Genomic DNA, 3,361 nt, shown 5'->3' with positions numbered 1-3,361 from the left:
CCCTCACCCACCGCTGGAAGCCCACCCTCACGCACCGCCCAGTCCCGCCCCGTTCGTCTCCCTGGCTAGGGCTGCTCGGGCAGCACCGCGGACACCCGGGTGTACACGCCTGGAGCGTCCGCCTCTCCGCAGCCGCTGCCCCAGGAGACCAGCCCGATCAGCTTGCCCCTGGCCACCAGCGGGCCGCCACTGTCCCCCTGGCAGGCGTCCCGGCCGCCCGCGGGGTCCCCGGCGCAGAGCATCACCGCCGGCAGATAGCCGCCGCCGGACTCGGCCGGGTAGGCCCGGGCGCACACCGCGTCGTCCAGCACTCTGACCTGCGCGGCGCGCAGGGCGTACGCGTAGGAGCCGGAGCCGGTGGTGTCGCCCCAGCCGTAGACGGCGGCCCGGGTGCCCGCCCGGTACGCCGGGTCGCCGGCCCGCGCCGCCTGGATGACGTGACCGTGCGGCAGCGGGCTCTCCAGGGTGATCATGGCGAGGTCGCCGGCCTGGGTGGCCGGGTCGTACTCCGGGCTGATCCACGCCCCGGTGACGGCGACCTCCACCCCGCCGGAGTCCCGCAGCTCGGTGCGCCCTGCGATGACCTTGAGGTCGGTGAGCTCCTTGGAGTCGGTGCCCAGCACCGAGGGGCCCAGGCAGTGGGCCGCCGTGACGACCTTGGTGGGGGCCACCACCACTCCCCCGCAGAACTGCCCGGCCCGGGTACCGCCGAACCGGTCACGGCTGGAGAGGGCGACGACCCATGGGCTGTCCGCGGCCTGTACGGGCTGTCCGCCGACGACGACGCTGTCCGCCGCCGCCGGGGCGGCCGTGCCGAGCGGCAGGGTGGCCGCCGCCACGAGGGCGGCCAGCGGGGCCGTGCACCTCCGGGCGGCCGTTCGCTTCCTCCGGCTGATGGTCCGGCTGATGGGGCGACGCATGCGGTCTCCTGACTCTCCGGTGAACCAGCTTCACCCAGGGTCACGCACTACGCCGTCTGCCGCACCCCCGGACATGGGGCAGGGCCCGGTTCCGCTGTGGAACCGGGCCCTCGACGGTCACGCGGGGCGACCGCGGCCGGGCGGCGCGCCGTCCCTTGCCGCTCGATCGGGACCGGCCTGTCGCCGCAGGTCACGGACGCTGTCCGAAGCCTGCGGCGGTCGATCGCCGATCACCGCGCCGATCAGTCCAGATAGTCCCGCAGCACCTGGGAGCGGGACGGGTGGCGCAGCTTGGACATGGTCTTGGACTCGATCTGCCGGATGCGCTCACGGGTGACGCCGTAGACCTTGCCGATCTCGTCCAGCGTCTTCGGCTGGCCGTCGGTGAGGCCGAAGCGCATGGAGACCACGCCGGCCTCACGCTCGGAGAGCGTGTCGAGGACCGAGTGGAGCTGCTCCTGGAGCAGGGTGAAGCTGACCGCGTCGGCGGGCACGACCGCCTCGGAGTCCTCGATCAGGTCACCGAACTCGCTGTCGCCGTCCTCGCCGAGCGGGGTGTGCAGCGAAATCGGCTCGCGGCCGTACTTCTGGACCTCGATGACCTTCTCGGGGGTCATGTCGAGTTCCTTGGCCAGCTCCTCCGGGGTGGGCTCGCGGCCCAGGTCCTGGAGCATCTGGCGCTGGACGCGCGCGAGCTTGTTGATGACCTCGACCATGTGCACCGGGATGCGGATGGTGCGGGCCTGGTCGGCCATGGCGCGGGTGATCGCCTGCCGGATCCACCAGGTGGCGTACGTGGAGAACTTGTAGCCCTTGGTGTAGTCGAACTTCTCGACCGCGCGGATCAGACCGAGGTTGCCCTCCTGGATGAGGTCCAGGAAGAGCATGCCGCGGCCGGTGTAGCGCTTGGCCAGCGACACCACCAGACGGAGGTTGGCCTCCAGCAGGTGGTTCTTGGCGCGGCGGCCGTCCTCGGCGATGATCTCCAGCTCGCGCTTGAGCTTGGGGGCGAGCTTGTCGGAGTTGGCGAGCTTGTCCTCGGCGAACAGGCCGGCCTCGATCCGCTTGGCGAGCTCGACCTCCTGCTCGGCGTTGAGCAGCGGGACCTTGCCGATCTGCTTCAGGTAGTCCTTGACCGGGTCGGCGGTGGCGCCGGCGACGGCGACCTGCTGGGCGGGCGCGTCGTCCTCGTCGTCGTCGGACAGGACGAAGCCCTTGTTCTCGCCCTCGGTCTCCTCGTCCTCGCCCTTGCCGGGCGCGACGTCCTCGAGCAGCTCCTCGCCCTCCATGACCTCGTCGCCGTCCTTGGCGCCGGTCTTCTTGGCCGCGGTCTTCTTGGCGACGGTCTTCTTCGCCGTGGCGGCCTTCTTGGTGGCGGTCTTCTTCGCGGCCGCCTTCTTGGCGGGGGCGCCGGCCTCGTCGGCCGGGACCTCGGCGCCGGGGGCGGCCGGGGCCGCCGCCGCGGGGACGGACTTCGCCATGGTCGTCTTCGCGGTGACGGCCTTGGTGGCGGTGCGCTTCGCGGGGCTCTTCGCTGCGACGCTCTTGCGGGTGCGCTTGGGCGACTCCGCTGCACTGACCATCAGCGTCACACCCTCTTCCTCGAGGATCTGATTGAGGCTGCGCAGGACATTCTTCCACTGGGTCGGCGGAATCTGGTCGGCTTCGAAGGCCCGACGCACGTCATCGCCCGCGATCTGTCCATCAGCCTTCCCCCGCTCGATGAGCGCCATCACAGACTCGGACTCGGCGATCTCCGGCGGGAGCGTACGGGATGTGCTGGCCGACACGAACAACCTCTCGGAATGATGGGATACGGCTTCCGGCGCCGCCCGTGACCGGGTCGGTGCCGACGACCGTCGGCGGGGAGTGTGCCGACGACGCGGGCGGAGACCTCGGAGCTCCACAGCGCCGTCCACGGCGGCTGTATTCCTTCCTCGGCCATCACCTCTTAGGTCATCGCAGGGCTTACGTCAGCGTTACGCCCAATCCACGTGGCCCGAGTCACACCGCAAACCCGTGGATAGGGCACAGAACGGGAGTTCCTGCCGACGCCGGCCACTTCGCACACACGGCCGTCACCGCCGGCATCGCCGTTCACCCGCCCGAGCGACCTCATGGCCGACCTCCGGCGGACCGGTCTCCCGCCGCCCCACCGGCCGTGCGTCCGACCCGCCGCCCGGTCGCACGTCCCGGCCGCCCGGTCTTCCGTCCTGACCGGCCGCCCGGCCGTGCGCCCCGATCCGGCCGCCCGGTCGCACGTCCCGACCGGCCGTCGGGCTGCCCGGCCGTCGGGCTGACGGCCGACCGCTCACCAGGTTCTCCGGCTGGCCGGTCCGCCGGCTGCCAGGTGCCGGTCGACGCCTTCCGGCGGGCGCCGACATCCTCCGGCGAGCTCCGGGGCAGGACGATGACCTCCGCCTACCCCCGCCGCTCCCCCG

General features: G+C 72.0%; 2 protein-coding genes. Both read right to left on the bottom strand.

The features are described 5' to 3' along the window. Positions 1–65: 65 nt before the first annotated feature. Complete coding sequence (locus C6N75_RS24670; protein WP_105871099.1) at positions 66–920, bottom strand: serine protease; 855 nt, start codon at positions 918–920, stop codon at positions 66–68. A 242-nt stretch (positions 921–1,162) separates the two neighbouring features. Then, entirely contained in the window at positions 1,163–2,710 is a 1,548-nt protein-coding gene (locus C6N75_RS24665) for an RNA polymerase sigma factor (protein WP_105871098.1), read from the bottom strand. Between the last annotated feature and the right edge of the window lie 651 nt (positions 2,711–3,361).

The organism is Streptomyces solincola (assembly GCF_002982015.1).
In the GTDB taxonomy this organism is placed as follows: Bacteria; Actinomycetota; Actinomycetes; order Streptomycetales; family Streptomycetaceae; genus Streptomyces; species Streptomyces solincola.
The sequence above is the reverse complement of the archived record's forward strand: the minus strand, read 5'-3'. Positions and strand labels throughout refer to the sequence as shown.